30 protein-coding genes are annotated in these 25,058 nt (G+C 46.6%); 5 read left to right on the forward strand and 25 right to left on the reverse strand.

Annotation, left to right across the window (positions count from 1 at the left end; all coding sequences use genetic code 11):
- Window positions 1-10: 10 nt before the first annotated feature.
- The 6 genes from MHM95_RS13890 to rpe all read right to left on the reverse strand — a co-directional run bounded on the left by MHM95_RS13890 (window position 11) and on the right by rpe (window position 5,762).
- Window positions 11-1,210 (reverse strand): aspartate aminotransferase family protein, encoded by a 1,200-nt coding sequence (locus MHM95_RS13890; protein ID WP_045979171.1) that lies wholly within the window; start codon window positions 1,208-1,210, stop codon window positions 11-13.
- Between the two features lie 328 nt (window positions 1,211-1,538).
- Entirely contained in the window at window positions 1,539-2,696 is a 1,158-nt protein-coding gene (locus MHM95_RS13895) for an HDOD domain-containing protein (protein ID WP_022945587.1), read from the reverse strand.
- Window positions 2,697-2,758: 62 nt separating this feature from the next.
- Window positions 2,759-3,340 (reverse strand): aminodeoxychorismate/anthranilate synthase component II, encoded by a 582-nt coding sequence (locus MHM95_RS13900; protein ID WP_239385589.1) that lies wholly within the window; start codon window positions 3,338-3,340, stop codon window positions 2,759-2,761.
- Between the two features lie 67 nt (window positions 3,341-3,407).
- Window positions 3,408-4,412, reverse strand: coding sequence for a tryptophan--tRNA ligase (trpS, locus tag MHM95_RS13905; protein ID WP_022945585.1), 1,005 nt, complete (start codon window positions 4,410-4,412; stop codon window positions 3,408-3,410).
- 19 nt (window positions 4,413-4,431) lie between these two features.
- Complete coding sequence (locus MHM95_RS13910; RefSeq protein WP_053909869.1) at window positions 4,432-5,091, reverse strand: HAD-IA family hydrolase; 660 nt, start codon at window positions 5,089-5,091, stop codon at window positions 4,432-4,434.
- Window positions 5,088-5,762 carry a ribulose-phosphate 3-epimerase gene (rpe, locus tag MHM95_RS13915; RefSeq protein WP_022945583.1) on the reverse strand — a complete coding sequence of 225 codons (675 nt, stop codon included), beginning with the start codon at window positions 5,760-5,762 and terminating at the stop codon, window positions 5,088-5,090. The genes MHM95_RS13910 and rpe overlap by 4 nt, the downstream gene beginning before the upstream one ends.
- A gap of 253 nt (window positions 5,763-6,015) precedes the next feature.
- Here rpe and MHM95_RS13920 point away from each other — a divergent pair, with 253 nt between their 5' ends.
- Both MHM95_RS13920 and MHM95_RS13925 read left to right on the forward strand, forming a co-directional pair.
- The gene (locus MHM95_RS13920) at window positions 6,016-6,321 is read left to right on the forward strand and encodes a hypothetical protein (RefSeq protein WP_026111197.1); all 306 of its coding nucleotides are present in this window, start codon (window positions 6,016-6,018) and stop codon (window positions 6,319-6,321) included.
- A gap of 15 nt (window positions 6,322-6,336) precedes the next feature.
- Entirely contained in the window at window positions 6,337-6,516 is a 180-nt protein-coding gene (locus MHM95_RS13925; protein WP_022945581.1) for a DUF2970 domain-containing protein, read from the forward strand.
- Here the strand turns inward: MHM95_RS13925 and MHM95_RS13930 are convergent.
- The 12 genes from MHM95_RS13930 to zapE form a co-directional block, all read right to left on the reverse strand.
- Window positions 6,472-7,350: a Dam family site-specific DNA-(adenine-N6)-methyltransferase gene (locus tag MHM95_RS13930; RefSeq protein WP_053909870.1), complete on the reverse strand. Its 879-nt coding sequence runs from the start codon at window positions 7,348-7,350 to the stop codon at window positions 6,472-6,474. The genes MHM95_RS13925 and MHM95_RS13930 overlap by 45 nt on opposite strands.
- Before the next feature lie 69 nt (window positions 7,351-7,419).
- Complete coding sequence (locus MHM95_RS13935) at window positions 7,420-8,721, reverse strand: AAA family ATPase (RefSeq protein ID WP_239385590.1); 1,302 nt, start codon at window positions 8,719-8,721, stop codon at window positions 7,420-7,422.
- Window positions 8,721-9,791: a 3-dehydroquinate synthase gene (gene aroB, locus MHM95_RS13940; protein WP_239385592.1), complete on the reverse strand. Its 1,071-nt coding sequence runs from the start codon at window positions 9,789-9,791 to the stop codon at window positions 8,721-8,723. The genes MHM95_RS13935 and aroB overlap by 1 nt, the downstream gene beginning before the upstream one ends.
- 21 nt (window positions 9,792-9,812) lie before the next feature.
- A complete protein-coding gene (aroK, locus tag MHM95_RS13945) occupies window positions 9,813-10,331 on the reverse strand; it encodes a shikimate kinase AroK (RefSeq protein WP_022945577.1) in 519 nt (172 codons plus the stop codon).
- Window positions 10,332-10,550: 219 nt separating this feature from the next.
- A complete protein-coding gene (locus tag MHM95_RS13950; protein WP_239385593.1) occupies window positions 10,551-11,039 on the reverse strand; it encodes a ClpXP protease specificity-enhancing factor in 489 nt (162 codons plus the stop codon).
- Window positions 11,039-11,665, reverse strand: coding sequence for a stringent starvation protein SspA (gene sspA, locus MHM95_RS13955; RefSeq protein ID WP_022945575.1), 627 nt, complete (start codon window positions 11,663-11,665; stop codon window positions 11,039-11,041). The genes MHM95_RS13950 and sspA overlap by 1 nt, the downstream gene beginning before the upstream one ends.
- A 127-nt stretch (window positions 11,666-11,792) precedes the next feature.
- The gene (locus MHM95_RS13960; protein WP_022945574.1) at window positions 11,793-12,530 is read right to left on the reverse strand and encodes a cytochrome c1; all 738 of its coding nucleotides are present in this window, start codon (window positions 12,528-12,530) and stop codon (window positions 11,793-11,795) included.
- Window positions 12,527-13,792, reverse strand: coding sequence for a cytochrome b N-terminal domain-containing protein (locus tag MHM95_RS13965; protein ID WP_045979164.1), 1,266 nt, complete (start codon window positions 13,790-13,792; stop codon window positions 12,527-12,529). The genes MHM95_RS13960 and MHM95_RS13965 overlap by 4 nt, the downstream gene beginning before the upstream one ends.
- Complete coding sequence (petA, locus tag MHM95_RS13970) at window positions 13,792-14,388, reverse strand: ubiquinol-cytochrome c reductase iron-sulfur subunit (RefSeq protein ID WP_022945572.1); 597 nt, start codon at window positions 14,386-14,388, stop codon at window positions 13,792-13,794. The genes MHM95_RS13965 and petA overlap by 1 nt, the downstream gene beginning before the upstream one ends.
- 467 nt (window positions 14,389-14,855) lie before the next feature.
- Window positions 14,856-15,245 carry a 30S ribosomal protein S9 gene (rpsI, locus tag MHM95_RS13975; RefSeq protein WP_022945570.1) on the reverse strand — a complete coding sequence of 130 codons (390 nt, stop codon included), beginning with the start codon at window positions 15,243-15,245 and terminating at the stop codon, window positions 14,856-14,858.
- 11 nt (window positions 15,246-15,256) lie between these two features.
- Entirely contained in the window at window positions 15,257-15,685 is a 429-nt protein-coding gene (gene rplM / locus MHM95_RS13980) for a 50S ribosomal protein L13 (protein ID WP_138587811.1), read from the reverse strand.
- Between the two features lie 230 nt (window positions 15,686-15,915).
- On the reverse strand, window positions 15,916-17,004 hold the full coding sequence (zapE, locus tag MHM95_RS13985; RefSeq protein ID WP_130147171.1) for a cell division protein ZapE: 1,089 nt from the start codon (window positions 17,002-17,004) through the stop codon (window positions 15,916-15,918).
- Window positions 17,005-17,105: 101 nt separating this feature from the next.
- Here zapE and MHM95_RS13990 point away from each other — a divergent pair, with 101 nt between their 5' ends.
- The 3 genes from MHM95_RS13990 (at window position 17,106) to MHM95_RS14000 (ending at window position 20,216) form a co-directional block, all read left to right on the forward strand.
- The gene (locus MHM95_RS13990; RefSeq protein ID WP_045979162.1) at window positions 17,106-17,555 is read left to right on the forward strand and encodes a YhcB family protein; all 450 of its coding nucleotides are present in this window, start codon (window positions 17,106-17,108) and stop codon (window positions 17,553-17,555) included.
- 121 nt (window positions 17,556-17,676) lie between these two features.
- Window positions 17,677-19,029, forward strand: a complete 1,353-nt coding sequence (locus tag MHM95_RS13995; protein ID WP_022945566.1) for a DegQ family serine endoprotease — start codon at window positions 17,677-17,679, stop codon at window positions 19,027-19,029.
- Between the two features lie 104 nt (window positions 19,030-19,133).
- Window positions 19,134-20,216 (forward strand): trypsin-like peptidase domain-containing protein, encoded by a 1,083-nt coding sequence (locus MHM95_RS14000; RefSeq protein ID WP_022945565.1) that lies wholly within the window; start codon window positions 19,134-19,136, stop codon window positions 20,214-20,216.
- Window positions 20,217-20,290: 74 nt separating this feature from the next.
- On the opposite strand, the gene murA is transcribed toward MHM95_RS14000, so the two are convergent.
- From murA to MHM95_RS14035, 7 genes are read right to left on the reverse strand one after another with little or no spacing between them, the layout of a single operon-like run.
- On the reverse strand, window positions 20,291-21,550 hold the full coding sequence (murA, locus tag MHM95_RS14005) for a UDP-N-acetylglucosamine 1-carboxyvinyltransferase (RefSeq protein ID WP_239385594.1): 1,260 nt from the start codon (window positions 21,548-21,550) through the stop codon (window positions 20,291-20,293).
- A 12-nt stretch (window positions 21,551-21,562) separates the two neighbouring features.
- Window positions 21,563-21,820 (reverse strand): BolA family protein, encoded by a 258-nt coding sequence (locus MHM95_RS14010; RefSeq protein WP_026111196.1) that lies wholly within the window; start codon window positions 21,818-21,820, stop codon window positions 21,563-21,565.
- A gap of 5 nt (window positions 21,821-21,825) precedes the next feature.
- A complete protein-coding gene (locus tag MHM95_RS14015) occupies window positions 21,826-22,116 on the reverse strand; it encodes an STAS domain-containing protein (RefSeq protein ID WP_022945562.1) in 291 nt (96 codons plus the stop codon).
- Window positions 22,109-22,786 (reverse strand): ABC transporter substrate-binding protein, encoded by a 678-nt coding sequence (locus tag MHM95_RS14020; protein ID WP_239385595.1) that lies wholly within the window; start codon window positions 22,784-22,786, stop codon window positions 22,109-22,111. The genes MHM95_RS14015 and MHM95_RS14020 overlap by 8 nt, the downstream gene beginning before the upstream one ends.
- A 5-nt stretch (window positions 22,787-22,791) precedes the next feature.
- Window positions 22,792-23,346 carry an outer membrane lipid asymmetry maintenance protein MlaD gene (gene mlaD / locus MHM95_RS14025; protein WP_022945560.1) on the reverse strand — a complete coding sequence of 185 codons (555 nt, stop codon included), beginning with the start codon at window positions 23,344-23,346 and terminating at the stop codon, window positions 22,792-22,794.
- Window positions 23,347-23,358: 12 nt separating this feature from the next.
- On the reverse strand, window positions 23,359-24,138 hold the full coding sequence (gene mlaE, locus MHM95_RS14030) for a lipid asymmetry maintenance ABC transporter permease subunit MlaE (protein ID WP_026111194.1): 780 nt from the start codon (window positions 24,136-24,138) through the stop codon (window positions 23,359-23,361).
- Window positions 24,139-24,146: 8 nt separating this feature from the next.
- The gene (locus MHM95_RS14035; RefSeq protein WP_081604435.1) at window positions 24,147-24,941 is read right to left on the reverse strand and encodes an ATP-binding cassette domain-containing protein; all 795 of its coding nucleotides are present in this window, start codon (window positions 24,939-24,941) and stop codon (window positions 24,147-24,149) included.
- Window positions 24,942-25,058: the final 117 nt, after the last annotated feature.

Raw genomic sequence — 25,058 nt, forward strand, 5'->3', positions numbered from 1 at the left:
CCCAGGCAGGTTAGACTAGGCTTGCTACCGCTTTTTCAAAGCGCGCCATGCCTTCACGGATATCGGCTTCAGGGATCACTAAAGACGGAGTGAAGCGTACTACATCGGCACCCGCAACAAGCGACATCAACCCCTGCTCCATACTCGCAACTAAGAATTCGCGTGCACGACCTTTGAATTTATCGTTCACAACTGCACCTAACAGCAAGCCCTTACCGCGAATTTCAGAAAATACGTCGTATTTAGCATTGATGTCGTTAAGTAGCGATTTGAATAACGCTTCTTTTTCTTTAACACCGGCCAGTACCGTGGCGTCGTTTACGGTGTCAAATGCCGCTTCGGCTACCGCACAAGCAAGTGGGTTACCACCATAGGTAGAGCCATGTGTACCCGGCTTAAGGTGCTGTGCAATCTCTGCTGTGGTTAACATTGCACCGATAGGAAAACCACCACCGAGCGCTTTTGCTGAGCTTAGAATGTCTGGCGTCACGCCAAGACCTTGGTAAGCGTAAAGCTCGCCGGTACGACCTACACCTGTTTGTACTTCATCAAAAATAAGTAAAGCATTGTGCTGGTCACACAGTTCACGCACACCCTCAACAAATGCTTGCTCCGGCGCGATAATACCACCTTCACCTTGCAACGGCTCCATCATCACCGCACAGGTATTATCGTCAATCAGCGCTTTGAAGCTTTCCAGGTCGTTATAGTCGCAGTGAACGACGTCACCCGGTTTCGGGCCAAAGCCGTCAGAATACGCAGCCTGACCGCCTACGGTCACGGTAAAGAAGGTGCGCCCATGGAAACCTTTGTTGAAGGAGATAATTTTCGATTTGTGCTCACCGTGCACATCGATTGCCCAACGACGTGCCAGCTTTAGTGCGGCTTCATTGGCTTCAGCGCCAGAGTTAGCAAAATACACTTTGTCAGCAAAGGTGTTGTCGGTCATTTTCTTTGCTAAACGCAAGGCTGGTTCATTAGTCCAGATGTTCGACAGGTGCCAAATCTTTTCACCTTGCTCTTTCAATGCGTTGACTAAGGCAGGGTGGCAATGGCCCAAACAGTTAACCGCAATACCACCAGCGAAGTCGATAAACTCTTTGCCTTGCTGGTCCCACACCCGCGAACCTTCGCCGCGTACAGGGATAACCGCAGAAGGGTTGTAATTAGGTACCATTACCTCGTCGAATAAAGCGCGATTAACTGTCATTTCATTTCCTCACTGAGTATTACTTTTGTGTCGCATCTAAAGCACGCCGACAGGCGGGACACGAAAAGCGATAAATACGGCCTACTTTTAAGTAGCGCAGTACACTAGTTGATATCCCATTATTTCAGAAAAAGACCTTAAAGTCTCATGCAAAGCTTTCATGCAGCCCTTGAAAACAAAGGCTTTGAGGATAGTTTTTCATAATCAGTGAATAACTATCTTGGAATTCTTTTAGGAAATTGAACTATAGCTTATGCGCAGCACCGAAAGAGCCCAAGGAGTGAATAATGAATGAATATACGCAAAAAAATTTACAAAAAATTTTCAGTTAGCCGTCAATTTGCAGTGCTAAATTGTGCAAATTGGTCTTTTCTAGGTGTTGGACATGGTCACTTTGCAGACCCACATAGTTGAACCATAGGGTGCGCTCGTCATCTTCGATAAGTTGATGCTCGTGCAGCATCAAATATTGACTGTAGCAGCTAGCATGCACCAAAACCTGCGCCAAGCCAGACTGCTCACTGGCTTCGACCAAAGCAAAATCATCCAGCAATGCGTTAAGGCCAATATATCGAAAGCCCATTTTCTCGACCAATGAGCGGGTGATCTCCAACGAGCGCTCAACGAAAAGGTTACGTAAATACAGTGGATCAGGCTCGATAGCAATGAGCGCATCATGGAGGCGTTTGTTGCCTTCATCTCGTGCCAACGTCACCTTACGTTGCCAAATCTGTTGGAACAAACGTAAGTACAGTCTTGTTAGCGCGACCCGGCCTAAATCCAAGAACAACGCAGCGATATACGCACTGTATGGATTAAGACCCTGTAGTTGAGCCAGCTCATACGCCGCTATCGCTCGACTCATTGCTGATTCGCGTAACTTACGCTTCAATAAACTAAAAGGCTCAGTGCTGTGTGGCAACCAATGGCGCATAGCGTAAGTAGGAATGGTTAGGCGGAGGTTATCTAAACCCAAATAGCGAATCGCCAACGCGGGGGTGTCAATCTTCACACCACGATTGGCTCGCTCTTGGCGATACTGAGGTAAGTTCACTAAGGTAACGAGTTCTCGCCCGAGCCAACTTAAATCATTCACGAGCGGCTCTAAGCGGCCAACGCTCGCCGCTTTTGCGCCTAGGATATCTAAAATAGTGGGGACCGCATCTTGGATACCTAACACTTCGGAATATAGGTTATCAGCATTGTGGAGCTGCTCATTGATTGCATTCTCAATGATCGCGTGTAATTTGGTACTGACTTTGGCGGTGAACTGCAGCTTTTCTGAGCTTTGTTTTTGCCGTTGACTGTGCGCCGCCTGCTCGACCTCCAATAAGGTCCGCTGCTTAAGAGGTTTACCATATTGAATATCAAAGGTTTTAATAAAACCTATTTGTTGCTGCGCAAAGCTATGCCCTAACAGCAAGTCATTAAAACGCTGTTCTAGGGCATCCACACGTTGGCGAATTTGCTCTGTTTTAGTCACCATAATTACTAAGTTATACCGCTTCTATATGTTTGCTGCGTTGAGGCTGCTAACGCTTATAAGCCCTAGTACCTGTGAATGAAGTGCTGCAACATCGTGAGCCCATGTTCAGTTAGAATGGCCTCAGGATGAAATTGAATGCCCTCCAATGCCTTAGAAGTATGAACCAAACCCATGATTTCATCCATGTTTTCGTGCTCATCTTGTGTCCACGCTGTAATTTCTAAGGATTCAGGCAGAGACGCTGGGGCCACCACTAAAGAGTGGTAACGACATACTTCGAAATGCTGCGGCAACCCCGCAAATACGCCCTGCTCCTTAGTATAGATGGTTGACGTTTTTCCATGCATAACTTGCTTGGCACGCACCACCTGCGCCCCCATAGCTTGGGCGATACTTTGATGCCCCAAGCAAACTCCTAAAATAGGAATATGTCCGGCAAAGCGACGCACCACATCCACACATACCCCCGCCTCATTGGGACTACAAGGGCCCGGTGAAAGCACGATATGTGCTGGGTTTAACGCACGGATCTCAGCTAACGTGAGTTCATCATTGCGCTTTACCAGCACTTCTTGGTCAAGGCGCTGGAAATACTGCACCAGGTTAAAGGTGAAGGAGTCGTAATTATCTATCATCAATAACATGGAATCTTCCATTAAAAAGCCAAGCTTTCGCGCTTGGCTTTTGTGGTCATTTACACTGGCAAGCCATCTATGGGCGTGGGATAAACCCTAATGCGTCATACACCGCTTTCAAAGTGGGGGCGGCTTTAGCACTGGCCTTCTCGGCTCCCTCTTTCATGATCTTTTCAAGCAGTGGCTGATCTTCACGGATCTCCTTGAAGCGCTGTTGGATTGGCTCAATCATACCAACCACCGCTTCAGCAGTATCTTTCTTCAAATGCCCATACATTTTATCTTCATATTCAGGGACTAACTCATCAATGCTACGCTTGGTCGCCACTGACAGTAAGGTCAACAAGTTAGACACCCCAGGCTTTTCTTCGCGATCGAAATAGATACGCGCCTGTTCATCGGAATCGGTCACCGCTTTTTTCAGCTTCTTCTCTATTTTCTTGGGTTCATCCAACAACATGATGTAACCATTAGGGTTATCATCCGACTTTGACATCTTTTTCAGTGGATCTTGCAAGCTCATTACCCGAGCCCCAAATTCTGGGATATATGGCTCAGGAATTTTAAAGACCTCACCATATAGGTTGTTAAAGCGGGTCGCGATATCACGGGTTAACTCTAAGTGTTGCTTTTGGTCTTCGCCAACAGGCACTTGGTCAGCCTGATATAAAAGAATATCAGCCGCTTGTAATACCGGGTAAGAAAACAAACCAACATTGACATTGTTAGCATGCTTGGATGATTTATCTTTAAATTGGGTCATGCGGTTAAGCTCACCCATTTGTGCGTAGCAATTTAGCACCCATGCCAATTGGGCATGCTCTGGCACTTGCGATTGCACGAATAACGCTGACTTCTGTGGGTCGATACCGCATGCGGTGTACAGAGCAATGCCATCTAATACTCGCGATTTTAACACCTCAGGCTCTTGGCGAATGGTGATGGCGTGCAAATCAACAAGCATAAAGTAACTTTCATGATGCTCTTGCAAGCTAAGCCACTGGTTAATGGCGCCAACGTAATTGCCTATTGTCATACCACCGGTTGGCTGAATGCCACTTAACACTACGGGTTTACTCATGATGTTCCTTTATTACTGATCAATTAATGGTCGTGATTATATCTAAGAATTGGTCACAGAGGTACTGTGGATTGTATTGCCTTAAATCTTCGCCTTGATGATAGCCATAGGTAAGTGCAAGGCAATCCATTGCGGCTGCCTGCGCAGCCAATAGATCAGATTTGGAGTCTCCGATCATAAGGCAGTCCTTAGGTGCAACGGCTAATTGTTCGCTCGCACTCAAAAGCGGTGTCGGGGCCGGTTTCTTGTCGCCATCATCGCCACATACAACAACATCGAAATGGCGGGCAATGGCCATTTTCTCTAGCAGCGGCAAGGTAAAGCGACGCGCTTTATTAGTCACCACAGCTTTGGGAATATGTGCAAATGCTGCAAGTACCGTTTCTACATGGGGATAGAGCGCGCTATGCTCAGCGACTACCGCTTCATAATGGCTGAAAAACAGCGAGGTCGCTCGCTCTATATCTGCAGCGCTGAGGTGGGGATTCACCGCCATGTCACCGCTCAGGAGTCGTTTCACTAGCATCTCAATACCATTGCCTACAAACTGACGCACCATAGTTTGCGAGACGATGGGCCGTGCTAAATCAGTTAGCATCAAGTTGCTAGCAATATACATATCCTCAGCGCTATCCACTAAGGTGCCGTCTAAGTCAAATAGCAGCGCTTGATACTTCACGCCTGCACCTTTGCCAATTGGTCGCGCATTTGCGTAATCACCGCTTTATAATCGGGTTGGTTGAAAATCGCCGAACCAGCCACAAACATATCGGCGCCGGCTGCTGCAACTTCAGCAATGTTATCTACTTTTATGCCGCCATCCACCTCTAAGCGAATATCACGGCCGCTGGCGTCAATCAATGCACGGGTCTGGCGCAGCTTTTCTAGTGTATGGGGAATAAAGCTTTGGCCACCAAAACCTGGATTCACCGACATCAGAAGAATAACGTCCAGTTTATCCATCACATGCTCTAAAATATGCAAAGGTGTTGCAGGATTGAGGACCAGCCCGGCTTTACAGCCCTGCTCTTTGATTAGCGCTAAGCTTCTATCAATGTGCTCACTGGCTTCGGGGTGGAAAGTAATAATACTGGCACCGGCTTGTGCAAACTGCGGAATTAAACTATCGACAGGCTTAACCATTAGGTGCACATCAATCGGTGCACTAATACCAAAGTCCCGTATCGCTTTGCACACCATAGGGCCAAAAGTAAGGTTGGGAACATAATGGTTATCCATTACATCGAAATGAATCACATCGGCTCCACCCGCCAATACGCGTTCTACTTCATCACCGAGGCGAGCAAAGTCGGCTGCTAAAATAGACGGCGCTATCAGGTAATCTTTCATATTACGGCTCCTTTGAACTGAGCCGTTACTTTAACGGAAAACAGACGAGCGTGTCAGCTTAGTAAATTAAGTTTGCGAACTTTGCTGCACAGATAAGTGAAAAGAAACAATAATTTAAAAACAAAAATTAACATTAATTAAACATAAGACCCTTATTTTTAAAGAAAAAGTTTTGTTTTTCAGTTAATATTCAGTTGTTTTTTTAATCAATATTGAGTAAGCTCTGGTTAATACTAATGGACTGGAGATGGATATGTTTGGCCTTAAAACTCGTACACTGCTTGTAGCAGCCGCTGCATTAGGTGTTACAGTCGCTGCCTTCAGCATAAACAGCTCAGTACAAGCGCAACAAGTGGCGTTAGAACAATGCCAATGTAACGGCTCCGCCTCTACCTATGACATCGATATGAAGCAAGCCTGTAACCACCAAGCCCAACAGTCTTGGTTCGCATGGTTAACTGGCGACAGCCGCAGCGCACAATTTCACTACCTCGATTTACTCGAACTATTGACCCGCGACGACAACAAGTCTCGCCAATTCTCAAGCAAATCTTACTAAGTCACGACTCTACTTATGTGGTCGCAACTGCAAAGCGTTATCGCCGCATTTTTTGGGGTTCAAAGTAATGCCAAGCGTGAGCATGACTTTAAGCACCATAATCCAAAAGTGCTTATTGCTATCGCTATCGTATTATTTATCGCGTTTATTTTAGGCGTGCTTGGTTTGGTTCAATTGGTATTGCCGGCCAGATAAATACATCGCCATCAACTCACTTACCTTATTGCGAGCATGTCCCTTGGGGCTAATTGTGCGCTTTACATTCAGCACATCAATACTCGCTTGCTCATATATTTTGCGCGTCCAAAGGGTATCATGGTTAGAGATCAACACCGAAGTGTTACTTACTCCCGCAGCTTGCTCCGCTAAATTGGCAAGGTTAGCCTGATCATCAAGATTAAAGCCACCTTTTGCATAAGAGGTGAAGGATGCGGTTTTACTTAATGGCACATAAGGGGGATCGCAGTACACCACTGCATTTTTTGGCAACTGGGCAAAAACATCTTTATAGCTCAAACAAGTAAATGTCGCTCGCTGCGCCTTTTCAGCAAAGAAGTACATTTCCTTCTCTGGAAAGTAGGGCTTTTTGTATTTGCCAAATGGGACGTTAAAAATGCCTTTTAGGTTATAGCGGCACAGGCCATTGTAACCATGACGATTCATGTACAAAAATAATATGGCACGCTCGTAGGCATCGCGACTGGCATTAAACTGTTTGCGCAAATCATAGTAAATATCAGCATCATTATTGACCGCACTGAATAACTTACGAGCGTCACTGATAAACTCATCAGGGGCGTGGGTTAATTCACGGTAAAGGTTAATAAGATCAGCGTTGATATCATTGAGCACATAATGATCAAAGTGCGTATTGAGAAACACCGAACCTGCGCCGACAAAGGGCTCGACCAGTGTCGTAGCGCGATTGCCCGTCAGCGCCTGTGCGGTATCTAAGCGCTTGGCAATATCATCTACCAAGCTATATTTGCCGCCCGCCCACTTCAGGAAAGCACGGGTTTTCTTTTGCATTAAATCACTTGCTCATCGGTTATGAATTAAATATCACAGCATCGCGGCGGGCGATGTTAACGCAAGATTCTACCGCAACTCAGGGTTAGGTTGCGAGTCTATCTCTGCTTTTATCTTACTGATTTGCTTTGCGTAGGGCTCTAAACTAGGCAGTAGCTCTGCAATTTCTGTAAGCTGTGCATCAATTGCGCTACGACTAGCGGGCTGTGCCCAAGTCAGAATATGCCATCCTTTATCAGCGCGTTGATAATGACGTACTTTTTTCTCGAGATTATGGCGGGCAATATACGCCTTTACCTGCTGCTCGTTAGACATCACGGTTAGTTGCCATAACCATAAATTATCATCTTGGCGATTATACCAGTGATGATCATATGGCAGCATGTGGCTATTGGTCGGTACGCTCTGTCGCTGTTCAGGCTCGGCTTCCTCTACTGGCTGTGCCTGCTCTGTAGCCGCCTGCGTGGCTGGCTGTTGCAGTGCTGCAACCACAGCTTGAGTATCATTTTCTAGCTTTTCAGTGATGAGGTTGTCGTCACTCGCTTGCTCAGGCTGCGGCATGTTGCCCTCATGTGCGCCCTGCGAGGGTTGTTGCTGCTTTGCAAAGACCGCATCGTTAGCAACCACCGGCGCATTCTCGCTTTGTGGCAGCATGACCGTTAGTTCATCACGTTGATAAACCAAGCCAATAACAATCAAAATAACAACAATCATGGTCGGCACGAGCCACCATCGCCGGGTTGGCTCTGCCGTGTGTTTTGGCATCTGCTGTTCTTGGTGCCACTGTAACAACAATGCTGGATTGCCGTGGCATTGACGCACGAATTCAGCAAAAATGGGGTCTTCTGCCGGTGGTAAGGTCTTATAAAAGCTTTGCATAAGACGTATGCTTTCCGAGTCGGACAGCGGTTCTAGATGAATATCTACGGCGTTTTCAAATAGTTCCGCGCGAGAAGATGCACAGAGGATATACAGAACGCCTGGCGCTGTTGTCGCAAGCTTTTCTAACTCAATGATCAGTTCCTGCGATAGCTGTTTGGCGTTATCTATAACCCAAAGTAACTGTCGCTCCCCCTGCTCCTTTACTAACCGATAGAAGTTATCACTAAGGGTCTCGTTTACATCCACCAAAGGATAAGAAAAGCTATGCTCCAACAGGTGAGTCACCACATCTTCATCCCGCGTCTTAGCGCCAACCTCAATATAGGCCTTACTAAAGGGTTCGTAGTGGTCGGTTACAAAGTGCTCTAAAAGATAGCTCTTACCGAATCCTGGAGCGGCAACCAAATGAATAAGGTTTTGCCCATAGCTAAATTGCAGCGCGATGCGCTTGGCTAAGGCTGCTCGCGAGGGAAGTATTTGCGATTGCATTAGCGTGAAAACAAAGTATCTAACTCGGCCTCTGATACATCATCGATAAGTTCACAGCGACCAAAAGCCGTAGGAAGGATAAAGCGTATGCGGCCCGCCTTATTCTTTTTATCTTTTCTCATATGCGCGATAAAGTCTTGGCAGCTCATTTGCTCTGGCGCGCTGGTTGGTAAATCATAATTCGCTAATAAAGTCACAATGCGCGTTAATTCTTGTTCACTAAGCCAACCACGCATCACGGCTAACTTCGCGGCTAATACCATCCCGGCGGCTACGGCCTCACCATGTAACCACTGGCCATAGCCCATGTGTGCCTCGATAGCATGGCCAAAGGTATGACCGAGATTGAGCAGAGCACGCAGGCCCGCTTCTTTCTCATCTTGGGCAACAATTTGTGCTTTAATTTCACAGCAACGATGGATAACTCGCGGTAACAACTGCGGGTGCTGTGCCTTGATTTCATCACTGTGCTGTTCTAGTTGTGCAAATAAATCGGCATCATAAATTAGCCCATATTTGACCACTTCCGCCATTCCTGCAGCAAATTCCTTGCTCGGCAAAGTGTTGAGCACACGATTATCAATAAATACCGCTTGCGGCTGGTAAAAAGCGCCAATCATATTTTTCCCAAGGGGGTGATTAACGGCTGTTTTACCGCCGACAGACGAGTCAACTTGCGATAACAGAGTCGTTGGAATTTGTATAAAGTCGATGCCGCGCTGATAACACGCCGCAACAAAGCCGGTAAGGTCGCCAATGACACCTCCGCCTAGCGCTAGCAGGCAAGTGTCACGTCCACAATTATGCTCAAGCAAAAACGCATTTAAGCGCTCGAACCATTGCAGCGTTTTAAATTGCTCACCATCAGGCATCACAAACACTAATGGTTGGTGTTCATGCAAGGTATTTATGAGGATATCTAGATACAGCGGGGCGATGGTTTCATTGGTGACAATAACTGGTCGATTTTGACCTAAGAAAGACCCTAGGCGCTCAGAATCACGCAGTAAATTATCACCAATGAAAATGGGGTAACTGCGCTCACCTAGTTCAACATTAAGTTCCAGCATGCGCAATTCTCCCTGGTTTATTTAGAAATCAAGCTTCTCAATGATTTGGTTAGCGACCACTTTGGCGCTTTGCTCGTCGGTGCGAACCGTGAAGTCAGCCACTTCTTGATAGAGCGGGTTACGCTCCTCAGCTAGACGCTCCAAAACGTCTTGTGGATCTTCTTTAGTTTGCAGTAGCGGACGACGTTTGTCGCGCTGGGTGCGAGCCACTTGCTTTTCGATTGGGGTTTCTAGGTATACCACGATACCACGTGCAGACAGTTTGTTGCGTACTTCTTTACTGACTACAGAGCCACCACCCGTTGCAAGTACAATACCTTGAAGCTCGGTTAAATCAGTGATCACAGTCTCTTCGCGACGACGAAAACCTTCTTCGCCCTCAATATCGAACACCCACGCAATATCAGCACCAGTGCGGCGCTCAATTTCGTTATCTGAGTCATAAAACTCAAGGTGTAGTTGATCTGCGATGTGACGACCAATTGTGCTCTTGCCGGCCCCCATTGGGCCTACTAGAAATATATTACGTTTCTCAGCCATATTTTTTAGTACAAACGAACTCTAAAATTTGAATTAAAAACCCCGCCTCGCGACTGGCCCCAAAATCAAGGGGGAGATTATCTCAGTAATTTATGCCTGTTTTCAAGCATAATACAGTAAATAATTACAGTAGGCGGTCGGTCACGGAAACAGCCCTCGGGAAGTAGTGTAGATGACCTTCACCGAGAGTGAGCTGTTTTAGCCAAAGGTGTAGCTAGGCTATTTGATCACTTTTAAGTGACTGCCTTTTTTGCCCTTACTCTTGTCTTCCTGACTGGTTTCACGGCTAGCTTGTGGGTTTGGATTGTCAATGGCCTCCAGTCCAGGCTGCGGTTCAGGCAACTCTTCAGACTGTGGCTGTGAAGGCGTTACACCTGAGCGTTCTTGCTCTTCGTAGGTTTCATCCTGAGTAAACACCGTCCCTTCACCGTTTTCCCGTGCATATATCGCTAACACAGCGCCCATTGGCACATAGACCTGCATCGGCTGACCGCCGAATCGAGCATTAAATGTCAGCAGAGCGTTGTCCATTGAGAACTGAGTAACCGCGCTTGGGCTTATATTCAACACAATTTGTCCATCTTGAACAAACTGAGTAGGCACTTGCACGTTGGGAAAATCGGCGTTAACAACCAAGTGCGGTGTGCACTGGTTGTCAACAACCCAATCGTAAAAGGCGCGTAGCAGATAAGGTCTGTTAGGCGTCATTATAGACGAATCTCACGTTCGGCTTCGGTTAGTGATGCTTGGAATGACTCACGCTCAAACAAACGAATCATGTATTCTTTTAGCTCTTTGCTACCAGCACCTTCTAAGCTAATGCCTAGTTCAGGTAAACGCCATAATAGTGGCGCAAGGTAACAATCAACAAGACTAAACTCTTCGCTCATAAAATAAGGCGCTTCGTTAAAGATAGGAGCCACAGCAAGTAATGCTTCGGTCAATTCTTTACGCGCTTGTTCAGCATCACTGCCACCGGCATAAATTTTCGCTGCCAGTGAGTACCAGTCTGTTTCGATACGGTGCATCATCAAGCGACTACGACCACGCATGACTGGGTAAACAGGCATTAATGGAGGATGTGGAAAACGCTCATCCAGATATTCCATAATGATGTTCGCTTGGTATAAACCAAGTTCACGATCAATCAGAGTGGGTACAGTGCCATATGGGTTAATCTCGTGTAACGCTTCTGGCAAGTTATCCTTCTCCGCCAAGTGGATATCCACGCTAACTCCTTTTTCCGCCAAGACAATACGAACTTGGTGGCTGTACATACAATTAGCACCGGAAAACAGCGTCATTACAGGGCGTTTATTGGCAGCAACGGCCATGCCTACCTCCATCAAAAAATCACAAAGTACAAAATACTTTTGCGTCATGGCCCAAAATTTGAGCAATGACTTTAAACGGCAATAGGGGCATGTTGCCCCTATTGAGTTAACTGGTTGAATATTCTAATTAATGAACATCTCGCCAGTATTCTTTCTTCAAAAAGAAAGCGAGGATAAACAGAATCACCAAAAAGCCGATGACCTTAATACCCAGCGCCTCTGAATCTAAGCGCGAAGGCTCACCTACATACGCCATGAAGTTTGCTAGGTCGCGGGCAGCTTGGTCGTATTCATCGACACTCATTTCCCCGGTCCCATCAGTCTCAGTACCCACTACTTTTTGTACTGTTTTACCATTTTGCTCAACTTCTTCGTAAATTGGCGTTGGTAGACCTTGCAACTCTTGCAACACATGCGGCATACCTACTGATGGGAACACTACATTATTCACACCAAAAGGACGCGACTCATCTTTATAAAACGACTTTAAGTACGTATAGATGTAGTCAGGTGACTTAACACGTGCGATTAAGGTTAAATCCGGCGGAGCCGCACCAAACCATTTCGCTGCATCTTCTTCACCCATCGCATTTTTAATATGGCTACCTACTTTTGAACCATCAAAAATAAGCGTCTCTTCGCCGATTTCAGTAGGAATACCGATATCGCGGAAGGTACGCTGGTAGCGCTGATACTGCATTTGGTGACAACCAAGGCAGTAGTTCATGAACAACTTGGCACCACGCTGTAATGATGCCTGGTCCTTTAGGTCAATGTTCGCGTCTTGCAGCGGCATTGAAGGACCTGCTGCCATCGACAAAGTAGGCAGCAATGCGAATAAACCGATAACTAGTTTCTTCATCATTTCGTCAACCTCTCTGGCAATGGCTTGGTTTTCTCGTTTTTACTGTAGAAGAACAGTAACACAAAGAACATGAAATAGGTCACCGTACAAATCTGCGACAGAATTGTTTTGAAATCAGTTTGCGGTGTTGCACCAACCCAACCAAGAATAACAAAGGTCACAACGAACTGTGCAATATTCAATTTGTGGAAACCACAACGATAGCGAATAGAGCGTACGCGACCACGGTCAATCCAAGGTAGTAAAGCTAACACCACAATAGACGCGCCCATAGCCACAACACCCAGTAGCTTATCTGGAATTGCACGCAGGATTGCGTAGAACGGTGTGAAGTACCATACCGGGAAAATATGCTCAGGCGTTTTCAGCGGGTTCGCTGCTTCAAAGTTTGGTGCTTCCAAGAAGAAGCCGCCCATCTCTGGCGTAAAGAACACGATGTAAGAGAAAATAATCAAGAAGCCAACCACACCAACAATGTCTTTCACTGTGTAGTAAGGGTGGAACGGTATTGCATCGACAATATCTTTCTTATCGGTGTAATACTCGTGGAATTTGAATTTCGCTTTGTCTTCTTCCGCAACAGTACCTTTTTTACGTTTAATATCGATACCGTCAGGGTTGTTTGAGCCCACTTCGTGCAGCGCAACAATGTGTAAGAACACGAGAATAACGAGCACTAATGGCAGCGCGATAACGTGCAATGCAAAGAAACGGTTCAAAGTGGCACCAGAGATAACATAGTCACCACGGATCCACAGTGTTAGATCATCACCAATAACCGGAATCGCACCAAACAGTGAGATAATAACCTGAGCACCCCAGAATGACATCTGACCCCATGGTAATAGGTAGCCCATGAAGGCTTCAGCCATTAATGCTAGGAAGATAAACATACCAAACAACCACAATAGCTCACGCGGTTTTTGATATGAACCGTAGATCATGCCACGGAACATGTGCAAATAAACCACCACGAAGAAGGCAGATGCCCCTGTAGAGTGGAGATAACGCAGTAGCCAGCCGTATTCAACATCACGCATGATATATTCAACGGAAGCAAAAGCACCTTCAGCAGAAGGTACAAAGTTCATGGTCAACCAAATGCCCGTGACGATTTGGTTTACTAGCACGAGCATGGCCAATGAGCCAAAGAAGTACCAGAAGTTAAAGTTTTTCGGTGCTGGATATTGTGCGATGTGCATATTCCAGACGCGAGTCATGGGAATACGTTCATCAATCCAATTGATAATATTACCAAACATTATGCTGCCCCTTCGCCTTTTTCACCACCGACCAAAATCGTGGTGTCATCAATGAAGTAATAAGGAGGGATCTCAAGGTTCAGTGGAGCGGGAACCGATTGGAATACTCGACCTGCCATATCAAACTTAGAACCGTGACATGGACAGAAGAAACCATCATCAGTACCTTCCACTTTCTCGCCAAAGCCACCTTGTAAGAAGCTAGGAGAGCAACCTAAGTGAGTACAGATACCCACAGCGACAAAGATATCGTCTTTGCGAGAACGCATTGGGTTCTTAGCAAATTCAGGCTGTTGTGGTTCCTCAGATTGAGGATCACGCAGCTGATCTTCGTGCTCTTTAAGTTGTTTTAACATGTCAGGCGTACGCGAGATAACCCATACAGGTTTGCCTCGCCACTCAACACGGATTAGTTGTCCTGGCTCAATCTTCGAGATATCAACTTCTACGGGAGCACCCGCAGATTTAGCTCTCTCACTTGGGTTCCAAGACGCGATAAAAGGAACAGCAGCTCCAACCGCACCAACACCACCTACAACAGAGGTAGCTATGGTTAAAAAGCGGCGTCGGCTGTTGTCTACAGGCGCATTGCTCATCCACTTATCTCCACTATGATTCTCAACACTTGCTATATTGAGAACATCAGTTACAGCAGGTTAATTTTTGAAGTTACAAAATAGAAGCGATCATAAATAAAAGCCTTGATTAAAACAAGGTTATTCATTGTCTCACCGCCAATAAACACCGCCATTATTGCCATGCAACTTTTTACGGCATAGATCAGCGTGAACGATCATATCGCGGTTACTTGCTGGTGACGGTGACAAAGATCAATATCGGTTCAGCAAAGTATTAAAAATCACTTCATCGGTTTATTTGCCACGCAATTGTAGCAAAATTTTATCAAAAATAGTGGCGCGATGGGCATTAAATGAGGGAAATAATAGAAAAATATCAAACTTTAAGGCAGTAACGGGGGAGATGGCACTTTATCATTGCCTAAAGTAAAAAACCCGGTTTGCCAAAGCAAAGCCGGGTTTTGAAATTCTGGATACGTAAAAAATTAACGCTTCGAGAATTGAGTGTTCTTACGTGCTTTCTTAAGACCCACTTTCTTACGCTCAACTTTACGAGCATCGCGAGTAACAAAGCCAGCTTTACGAAGGTCTGAACGAAGTGACTCGTCGAACTCCATAAGCGCACGGGTAATACCGTGACGGATTGCACCAGCTTGACCTGTAGAACCACCACCTTCAACAGTGATGTATAGGTCAAACTTTTCAGTCATTTCAACAAGCTCTAATGGCTGACGAACAACCATGCGAGACGTTTCACGACTGAAGTATTCTTCGATAGAACGTTGATTAATTACGATGTTGCCAGTGCCTGGGCGTAGGAATACGCGAGCACTTGAACTTTTACGACGACCTGTACCGTAGTATTGATTTGCCATGACTGTGCTCCTTAAATGTCTAGAACCTGAGGCTGCTGTGCAGCGTGATTGTGCTCAGTACCTGCGTAAACTTTAAGCTTACGGAACATTGCACGGCCTAGAGGACCACGTGGCAACATGCCTTTAACCGCTTTTTCAATGATCATCTCAGGCTTGCTAGCTTGAAGTTTCTCAAAGTTAGTAGACTTCAGGCCACCTGGGTAACCAGAGTGCGCATAGTACATTTTGTTCTGAGCTTTGTTACCAGTTACAGTAACTTTGTCAGCGTTGATTACGATGATGTAGTCACCAGTGTCAACGTGTGGAGTGTACTCTGCTTTATGCTTACCGCGAAGACGACGAGCGATTTCAGTAGCGATGCGACCTAAAGTTTTACCTTCGGCGTCAACTACGTACCAGTCACGTTTTACTGATTCTGGTTTAGCAACAAACGTTTTCATTCTAAAAATCCAATGTTTTCAATTTTAAAACCACAGGCAGTTTATTAACTGCCGCTCTACTAATGCTTTAACCCCTTCGAGTTTAAGACTTGAAACTGTAAATAGTGGCTAAGCTAAATACAGTGATAGAACGCAACGTGGCAGGCGCGGGAGTATAGCAGTTTGAAAATCCCTTGGCTACCGCCGCGCTGATTTTTTATGCAGTGATACGAGCTGTAAAAACGAACCGGCTAAGCTAAATGAGGGCGCTCCAGATATTCGCGTGATTGCATCTCTTGCAATCGGCTGACACAGCGTTTGAACTCAAAGTTTAAGTTCCCTTGAGTATAGAGCGCTTCAATGGGCGCTTGTGCGGAGATAATCAGCGTCACATTACGCTCATAAAACTCATCGACTAACGCAATAAAACGACGCGCAGCGTCATCATTGTGTTGCCCCATCTGTTTCACATTGGCCAGTAGCACGGTGTTATAAAGGCGGGAGATTTCCATATAATCCACTTGCGAGCGCGCACTTTCACACAGTTCGGCAAAATCAAACATCACAATGCAGTCACTAACCATGCGTGTTTGAATCATCCGCCCTTCAATTTCAATGGCCTCGTTTGCTCTACCCGGCTCAGGGGATAGTTGCTCGAAATAAGCAAATAGGTTTTGATCCGCTTGCTCATCAAGCGGACTGTGAAATATTTCCGCTTGCTCAAGGGTACGTAAGCGATAATCAACGCCGGAATCGACATTCACTATCTCAGTATTAGCCTTTACCAGCTCAATTGCGGGCAGGAAACGTGCCCGCTGCAAGCCATTTTTATACAGCTCATCAGGCACAATATTAGACGTCGCAACTAATACAATCCCTCTCGCAAACAGCGCTTCCATTAGGCCACCTAATAGCATGGCGTCAGTGATATCCTGAACAAAGAACTCATCAAAGCAGATGATGTCGGTTTCGGCTTTGAGTTTATCGGCCACCACCAACAGCGGGTTTTTAACATCTTGTAATTGTTTTAGTTCTTGATGCACACGGTGCATAAAGCGGTGAAAATGCACCCGCATTTTACGCTCTGTCGGCAGGGCCTCGTAAAAAGTATCGACCAGATAGGTCTTACCACGCCCTACTCCTCCCCAAAAGTAAAGCCCTTTAATGGCCTTCGTGCTATCCTTGGCAAACAGCTTAGAGAAAAAACCGCGCGGCTTTTCAGGCTGAGCAACAATGTCATCATACAGGCGTTGCAGGTGGCGCACCGCGTTTTCTTGTGCTTCATCATGGAGGAAGTCATCGCGCTGTAAATCTTGTTGATATTTTTGCCAAGGTGTCATGGTGATAGGAGCAATACTAGGGATTAATTTTCGCGCTATCTTAACACGGCTGACAACAAAGCGTATATTTGACTCAGTAAAGTTTTCAAAAGGGGAAATTTATGTATACCACTACTTGGCTAGGTATCGTAATTATTGTTGCTGCATGCAGCTTTTTTGTTGGCAGCTGGATGACTAAACGCCGCTTCAAGCAGGGCGAATTAGAAGAGCAAGCACAACAAGCGCAAAATGATCTTGAGCGTTACCGTCAAGATGTCGCTGATCATTTAGATAACACTAATAAATTAATCGCTAAGCTCAAGGAAAACTACGAACAGTTAGTTAACCATGTACAGCAAAGCGACCACTTATTAACTGCAAAGCAAGATGTTGATTTAAGCCAGCCTTTCTTCTCAAAAGAAACCACTGAGCAACTGCATGCGTCTTTAAATCAGCGTCCCGAGCGCCAACCCACTCGCAGCGTGCACGACAGTCAGCCAACCGATTATGCCAGCGGCGAATCAGGGTTATTTAGTGGTGAGCAAAAGTCTAACGATAAGCAACCTGCCTGATAAATAGGCAGTTATTTATCTCTTGAGGAACTAAATTAACGACCCCATAGTCTGTATAGGAAATAGCTTTATAGGTATCGGGCTGCATAGCAGCCCCTGTATTGTGGAGTTTGCCCAGACTATGAAAATGAAGTTATCAATCATCAGTGCCGCTATTTTATCGGCCACTTTACTTGCTCAACCTAGTATCTCTCATGCCAAGCTGCCCGTCGCGGTAGATGGACAGCAGTTACCTACGCTTGCACCTATGCTCGAGCGCGTCACTCCTGGCGTAGTGAGTATTCGTGTATCCGGCTCAAAAGAAGTGCGTCGCCGTGTCGACCCGTTTGACTTCTTCTTTGGGCGTCCTCAACCTCGTTCACAAAAGCGTCCATTTAGTGGCCTAGGCTCCGGTGTCATCATCGACGCCGATGAAGGTTATGTAGTGACGAATAACCATGTTATCGCCGATGCCGAGGAAATGGTAGTGACCTTAGAAGATGGTCGTGAATTCGAAGCGACGCTCGTCGGCGCTGATAAAGAATCAGATATCGCGCTGTTACAAGTCGATGGCGAAGACCTTACTGAAGTCAAGCTCGCTGACTCTGATAAGCTCCGTGTTGGTGACTTTTCTGTCGCTATCGGTAACCCATTTGGTTTAAGCCACACGGTCACCTCAGGTATCGTCAGTGCCCTAGGGCGTAGTGGGCTTAATATCGAAGGCTATGAGGACTTTATTCAAACCGATGCGGCTATCAACCAAGGTAACTCAGGGGGAGCGCTAGTTAACCTCAAAGGTGAACTAATCGGTATTAACACCGCTATTTTAGGTGCTTCCGGTGGTAACGTTGGTATCGGCTTTGCCATCCCCTCTAATATGATGAAAAACTTAGTCGATCAGATTGTTGAGTACGGACAAGTGCGCCGTGGTTCATTGGGTGTTGCCGGGCGCACATTAGATGCAGGCTATGCCGAAGCCTTGGATCTCGATGTTAAACAAGGTGCAATGGTTGAGCGCGTCGTTGAAGACTCGGCTGCCGAGAAAGCAGGCATCAAAGCTGGCGATGTTATCATCAGCGTCAACGGTGACGACATTAAGAGCTTTGCTGAATTAGCCGGCAAAATTGCTACCCTAGGTGAGGGCAAGGAAGTGGAAATCGGTATTTTCCGTGATGATGAAGAAATCGAGTTAGACGTGACCTTAGCCGCAGCGGACAACGTTACAGAGGAAGCCGCCGAAATTCATCGCGCCTTAGCCGGTGCTGAGCTTGAGTCCGGCAAACGTAACGGTATCAAAGGGGTTATTATCAATTCGGTAGACCCCCGTTCCGTTGCTGCCCGACTAGGCTTGGAAGAGGGAGACATTATTACTCAGGTCAACCGTGAGCGGGTAGAAACCGTGCGTGAACTTGCTAATCTAATCAAAGATATTCAAGGTAATATTGTGCTGGTAGTACGCCGTGGCAATAGCACCTTCTTCGCGCCTATACAGTAACCCCTGTTGTGCTTTAACAACATTCAACAGCGGCGCCCTTGCCGCTGTTGTCGTTTATGTGCCATCATTGCCTAAGCTTATAAATAAATAATAATTATTATCTCGTGCTGAAAAAGATTAAGTTCGCCTTGCTGCCGCTATTAAGTGGTCTGGGTATCGCCTTTATTATTGTGCTCGCCACTCCGTCTTTGCGTGATGCTTTGCTCCCCATTCTCTCCGCCGATGGCTTTACTGGCTCCCATATGAGCTACGCCAAAGCGGTACGTCGCGCCGCGCCCGCAGTGGTCACAGTGTATTCAGAGCGCATCTCGACTCAGCCACGTTACATGCAAAGACAGAACACCGTATCTGAACTCGGCTCAGGCGTACTAATGAGTCCAGACGGCTACATTTTGACTAACTACCATGTCATTAATAATGCTGATTTAGTCGAGGTCATTCTTGCTGACGGACGCCGTTTTAGTGAGGTGCAGTTAGTAGGGTTCGATACCGTTACTGATTTGGCATTATTGAAAGTCGCGGGGGAGAATCTGCCAGCTATCCCGGTTGATAATGATTTCAAACCTCAGGTTGGCGATGTGGTGCTAGCTATTGGTAACCCTCTTAACTTAGGGCAAACCATTACTCAGGGGATTATTAGTGCCACCGGAAAGCAACGAGTAACCGACAGCTCCCACAGTAGCCTGCTACAAATGGATGCCGCAATAAATGTCGGTAACTCAGGCGGAGCCTTAGTGAATTCTCATGGCGACTTGGTTGGCATTACCTCAGCACAGTTTAAAACCCGAGCGAACCTCGATATTCAAGGGATCTTCTTTGCTGTTCCCTACTCTCTCGCTAAGGATGTTATGGATAAGCTTATTCGCTATGGTCGAGTTGTGCGTGGCTACATGGGCATGGATGTAACCGCTGTCGATCAGCAAGGTCGGGAAGTCACTAATAACCATATGGCCATCGCCGGTATGCGTATTAATAAAATGGATCCACTCGGTCCGGCGTGGCGAGCTGGTATCAAAGAAGGCGATATTGTCGTCAGCATGGGCGGGCATTCGGTGAGTAATATCCAACAGACTCTGGAGCGCATTGCCAATACCGAACCGGGGACTGAACTTGAGGTGGAACTCTACCGTGATGGTGAGCCGCACACCTTGACGGTCACCGTCGCTGAACTAGAAACCCGGTTATAATCGAACACACCCACATTCCCATCTAAAAAGGCCGCTATCGGCGGCCTTTTTCTATTACCAAGTTAATAGCGACACTACTCACTCACACGTTTAATATTGGCACCAAGCGCGCTGAGTTTGTCTTCAATATGCTCATAACCACGATCAACATGATAAATGCGGTCAACACGGGTTTCACCACTGGCAATGATTCCGGTTAAGATCAAACTTGCAGAGGCCCGCAAGTCAGTCGCCATAACCCGTGCGCCAGTCAATTTAGGACTGTCGCCACAGATTGCGGTATTGCCTTCAAGGCGAATATTGGCTCCCATGCGCTGAAGTTCAGGTACATGCATAAACCGGTTTTCAAAAATAGTTTCGGTGATTGTGGCGCTGCCATTAGCGACCACATTTAGCGCCGTAAACTGCGCTTGCATATCCGTAGGAAACCCTGGGTGAGGTGCGGTTTTAATATTCACAGCTTTGAGCTCACGACCACGCATATCTAAGTAGATGCTGTTGTCGGTCACTTCAACAAGCGCATTCGCCTCGCGCAGTTTTTCAATAACTGGCTCAAGGCTATGATAATCTGTGTTTTTGCATAACACGTCGCCTTTTGCCATGGCCGCTGCAACTAGGAATGTTCCGGTTTCTATACGATCCGGTAAAATCGCATGCTCACACCCTTGCAAACGCTCTACGCCTTGCACTTCGATGCGACTGGTCCCTGCTCCGCTGATTTTAGCGCCCATGTTATTCAAGTACTTGGCTAAATCACTAATCTCCGGCTCACGCGCCGCGTTTTCGAGTACCGTCTTACCTTGTGCTAAGGTTGCCGCCATCAACAGGTTTTCGGTGGCGCCCACACTGACGGTATCCATAAAGATTTCCGCACCTTGCAGCCGACCTTCGACATGGGCGTTAATGTACCCATTTTCAACCTCAATGGTTGCTCCCATACGGCGCATACCTTGAATATGAATATCCACAGGTCGTGCCCCAATGGCACAGCCACCGGGCAGAGAAACTTGAGCTTTGCCAAAGCGCGCAAGTAAGGGGCCTAAGGCCAACACCGATGCGCGCATTTGTTTTACTAAGTCGTAAGGAGCCAGTACCTTATCGACAGAACCACCATCGATCAGTAATTGCTCGTCTTGCCAACGAACTCCTGCGCCTAATTCTGTCAACAGCGCTTCGGTGGTATTGATATCCCGCAGCTTAGGAACATTGCTAAACGTGCTTTGTGAATCAGCCAGCAGCGCTGCGAATAAAATTGGCAATGCTGCATTTTTAGCACCAGAAATAGTGAGCTCACCGCTGAGCGGTGTGCCGCCTTGAATAATAAAATGGTCCATGCTGATTCCTAATTACTGCGGAAGGATAAACTTACGTTCGCGTTGCCATTGCTCTGGCGTAAAAGCGCGAATAGAAACCGCATGAATAGTGCCGTCTGAGATTTTTTCCATCAGTGGTTTATAAACAAGCTGTTGCTTTTTCACTGGTGTGAGCCCATCGAAGCAGTCACCCACGGCAATTACTTGGTAATGGGTCCCTTCTACTTTTACGATTATCTCTTCAAGACCTAGCTCTTGTTTTAATAAAGCTTCTACTTGACTGCTTTGCATCACTCTCACTCAAAAATACTTTCGACCTGTCCCAACTGCATAAGTTTATGCAACTGCTCAGGTATATGGTTTAGTTGTAACTGGCGCCCTTGGCGTTGCAGTTGCGACGATGCCTGAATAAGCCACGCTAAGCCTGCAGTATCGACTCGCGTCACTTCGCTCAAATCGATTTCCACTTGCTCTTGGCCTTGCACAAGCTGCTCACTTAAGCGTTTATCGGCAACGCTGTAGCGAGTTAGCTCACCGGCAATGGCAAAGTGCTGTGGCTTAATTTGTTGCAGCGACAGCTTACTCATCGACACCATCACCTCGAAATTGCACAGGTAACTGGCTTTTCTTATCTAGTAAATCAATCACGTGCTCAATACCTTCTTGGCGCAAAATACCGTGTATTTCGCTTTGCTTGGCATCAAGCAAACTGATGCCTTCGGCGATCATGTCATAAGCACGCCATTGGTTGTCGTTATCCTTACGCACTTTGAAGCCAATATCAATGTCTGGTTTGCCTGGGTCCTTAATGGTTGTCTTTACCACAACCACATTCGCATCACCAACATCGCGAGGCGCGGCAAACTCAACCTTTTGGTTCGTGTACTGCGTAAACACCCCAGCATAGGTAGTTACCAGATAGTTTTTGAAGACATAAATAAAGCGCTTTATATGGGCTATCGCCTGCTTCTTCTCTTCGGGGTCTTCGATACTGCGCGCTTTTTGAATATAGCTTGCGAGCATACGATAAGACGCATACTTATAGTCGATATAGGGCAACAGCTCTTCTTCGACAATAACCTTTAGGTATTCTTTATCGGCTTGAATTTTCTGTTGATCGCGCTCAACACGTTTAAAGGTGTTATCAGCAACCTGACGCACCATTTTATAAGGTTCACTTAAATCCACCTCTTGTGCCTGTAAGCTAGAAGTGGCGGCCAAGAGTACGGCAGTTAAAACAATGAACAGCTTACGCATAATCATTACTCGCTACTTTGATTAAATAAAAACTGGCCGATAAGCTCTTCTAAAACCAAGGCTGATTTGGTGTCAGTGATCATATCGCCATCCTTGAGCGCTTTCGTTTGTACGCCAAATACAGCATCTATCGAAAGCTCATCCTCGCTTTGTGCCTGCGCCACTTCATTGCCTAAACAACTTTGCTGTGCCGAGTCACTCGCTATGACCGGGGAAATACCCAAATACTGCTCGCCGAGTATGCCCGAGGTTAATATCGATACCGATGTGGCATCGGAAAACTTACACTCATATTGGTTGTCGATGGCCATTTCAACCACAGGAACAAATTCACTGGGGTGCACTTGGATGCCCTCAACACGGCCAACCACAACGCCACCGACTTTAATCGGAGCGCGTGTTTTCAACGATCCTATATTTTCAAACTTAGCCTGCAATGAATAAGTGCCATTACTACCAGCTAATCCCGCATTGGCGACCTTTAAAGCCAGAATTGCCAGCGCCGCCACACCAAGAGTGACAAAGAAGCCGACTAAAATTTCAATTTTTCTCGAATTCATGGTGTTAATCCTTTAGCCGCCAAACATTACGGCGGTCAAAATAAAATCGAAGCCAAGAACGGCTAATGATGAATGCACAACGGTTTCTGTGGTCGCTTTACTGATCCCCTCAGAGGTCGGGATACAGTCATAGCCTTTGTATAGGGCTATCCAGGTTACCAACAAGGCGAAGACAAAGCTTTTAATCAGGCCGTTGAGAACGTCTTTTTCGAACGACACTTGCGCTTGCATAATAGACCAGAAGCTGCCCCTATCTACGCCAAGCCAATCTACGCCCACTAAATGTGCGCCGATGATGGCAATAGCAGAGAAGATCAGCGCAAGCAGCGGCATACTAATCATGCCGGCCCAAAAGCGTGGTGAAATGACGCGCTTTAGCGGGTCTACAGCCATCATTTCTAAACTCGTTAACTGCTCGGTGGCTTTCATTAAGCCTATTTCGGCGGTTAACGCGCTGCCAGCGCGACCAGCAAATAACAGCGCCGTCACCACCGGCCCTAGTTCGCGTAATAGGCTCAAAGCAACCAGGGGCCCCAAGCTATCTTCAGCGCCGTAATCAACTAATACGGTATAGCCTTGCAGAGCTAAGACCATGCCAATGAACAGCCCTGACACCAAAATAATAATCAGTGACTGAAAACCCACCATATACAGCTGTCGAATTAATAAGGGCGTGCCTTTGCGCACATTAGGAACACTAATTAAGGCACCCAGCAACATCTGTGTAGCGCGCCCCATCGACGCGAAACGGCTTAGACTTTTATGTCCAAGGCGTTGCCACAAATTAAGCAGCGACTGCATCATGACAACAACTCCTGTTCATAAGGCTCAGCATCAAAGTGGAAAGGCACTGGCCCATCAGACAGCCCTTGCAAAAATTGCTGCACTAAGGGCGATTCATGTTCACGCATTTGTGCCGGGCTGCCACTGCCAATCACCCCTTTGTCGGCGAGAATAATCACGTGGTCGGCGATACTCAACACCTCTTGCACATCGTGGGTAACAATCAAAGAAGACAACCCTAACACTTCGTTGAGTGATTTAATTAGCCGCACTAACACGCCCATTGAGATGGGGTCTTGTCCGGCGAAAGGCTCATCATACATGATAAACTCAGGGTCTAAGGCTATCGCGCGAGCCAAAGCAGCGCGGCGTGCCATCCCCCCGGACAACTCAGCAGGCATTAAATCTTTTGCGCCACGTAAGCCAACCGCTTGTAGTTTCATTAACACCACCAAGCGAATTAACTCCTCACTGAGTTCAGTGTGCTCTCTAAGAGGAAAGGCGATATTGTCATACACCGACATATCGGTAAACAGCGCACCACTTTGAAACAACATGCTCATTTTTGTTCGCGCTTGATAAAGCGCCGAACGTGACATGCTTGGAATGCTATTGCCTTGAAATAAAATATCGCCCGAATCGGGCTTTAATTGCCCGCCAATCAGCCTGAGCAAAGTGGTTTTGCCTATACCACTTGGGCCCATAACAGCAGTGATCTTCCCTTTCGGAATGGTAAAGTCCATATTTTGATAGATAACACGCTCTCCGCGCGAGAAGGTAACATCCTTGATTTCTACTATTGGTTGCGACAAGTCGCTCTCCCGCTCATTTCTATCATTAGACCTCGCATTTTAAAGTTTTTTTACGCTGAGGGAAAAAAGATTCTGTAAATTTTTGTAAGCCCATTCAAATTCCTGCTCAGTGGAACA

Origin of the sequence: Pseudoalteromonas sp. CnMc7-15 (assembly GCF_022347925.1) — a bacterium.
Taxonomy (GTDB): domain Bacteria; phylum Pseudomonadota; class Gammaproteobacteria; order Enterobacterales; family Alteromonadaceae; genus Pseudoalteromonas; species Pseudoalteromonas ruthenica.